The organism is Bacillus sp. JJ1532 (assembly GCF_036965085.1).
Classification (GTDB): domain Bacteria; phylum Bacillota; class Bacilli; order Bacillales; family Cytobacillaceae; genus Cytobacillus.
In genome coordinates, this window is the sequence record NZ_JBALOW010000149.1 from 1 (window position 1) to 1265 (window position 1265).

1 protein-coding gene is annotated in these 1265 nt (G+C 39.3%); it reads right to left on the bottom strand.

Annotated features, from left to right (window positions below):
• Positions 1-1057: allantoinase AllB (gene allB, locus V7122_RS25560; protein ID WP_335530130.1), on the bottom strand; the 1057-nt coding region annotated here is incomplete at its 3' end.
• Between the last annotated feature and the right edge of the window lie 208 nt (positions 1058-1265).

Genomic DNA, 1265 nt, shown 5'->3' on the forward strand with positions numbered 1-1265 from the left:
AATGCCCTTCAGTCAACATAATATTTAATGTTGATTGAGCACCAGAGATACCGCCCCAGCCTTCGAAATAGTTGTCTGTAATTGTTTTCATAGATGCAGGTGCTGGTGAGTGGTCAGAAGCGATGACGTTAATTTCACCATTCGCTACAGCAGCCCATAGATCTTCGACTTCTTCTTCATCACGCAATGGAGGGCAGCATTTTGCTAATCCGCCTTTTTCTTCTAAATCTTTTACAGTTAAAGCAAGATAGTGCGGGCAAGTTTCGACCGTAATATCTACGCCTCTTTGTTTTGCTTCTGTAATAACTTCCACTACTTTTCGGCTGCTTGCATGAACAACATGCAGCTTACAGCCAGTTGCTTCAGCATAAGAGATAATTCTTCTAACTGCTTCAATTTCAGAAATAATCGGCCTTGATTCAACAAAATCCCTTGCTGACGTTTTGCCTTCACTTTGCTTTTCTTTTGCTAACTGATCACAAATAACTGTGCTTTCAGCGTGAACTGCCAATAAAGAACCGAAAGATGCAATCTTCTTCATACCTTTGAAAATGGTTTCATCGTCAACATGGTTGAAATCCGCAATTCCGCTTGGTGACATAAAGGCTTTAAAGCCAATAACACCATTTTCGTGAAGCTCTTTAAGGTCAGCAATATTTTCTGGTACGAGTCCGCCCCAGTAATATGGATTTACGATAGATTTCTCATCAGCACAAGCTTTTTTTAAATCTAAATTTGCTTTATTGATCGTTGGAGGCGTGCTGTTTAATGGCATATCAAAGAAAGATGTTGCCCCGCCAGCAGCTAAACTTCTGCTTCCCGTTTCAAGACCTTCCCATTCCGTTCTTCCTGGCTCATTAAAATGAACATGCGTATCAATTAATCCAGGAAGAATATGTAATCCTTCTGCGTTAATTTCTTTTTCTGCAGCTGCTTCAATAGATTTACCAATAGATACTTCTTGAATTTTTCCATCCTTGATCGCGACATCACCTTGAACGACTGATTCCGCAGTTACAATTGTACCGTTTTTGATAATTAAATCATAAGTTGCCATATTTCCCTCTCCCCAACATTTTTTTAACCCTTTGCCATTGTCGATCGCCGACAATAGCAAAGGGTATCTATATATAGGACTATAAAGAATTATTTTACTGAAATAAGTTTTCCGATAGGGCTTCCGACAATTCCCTTTTCTAAATCGAACACGATATTTCCGCGGACAATTGTTTTTGTTACACGGCAATCAATTTTTCTGCCTTCAT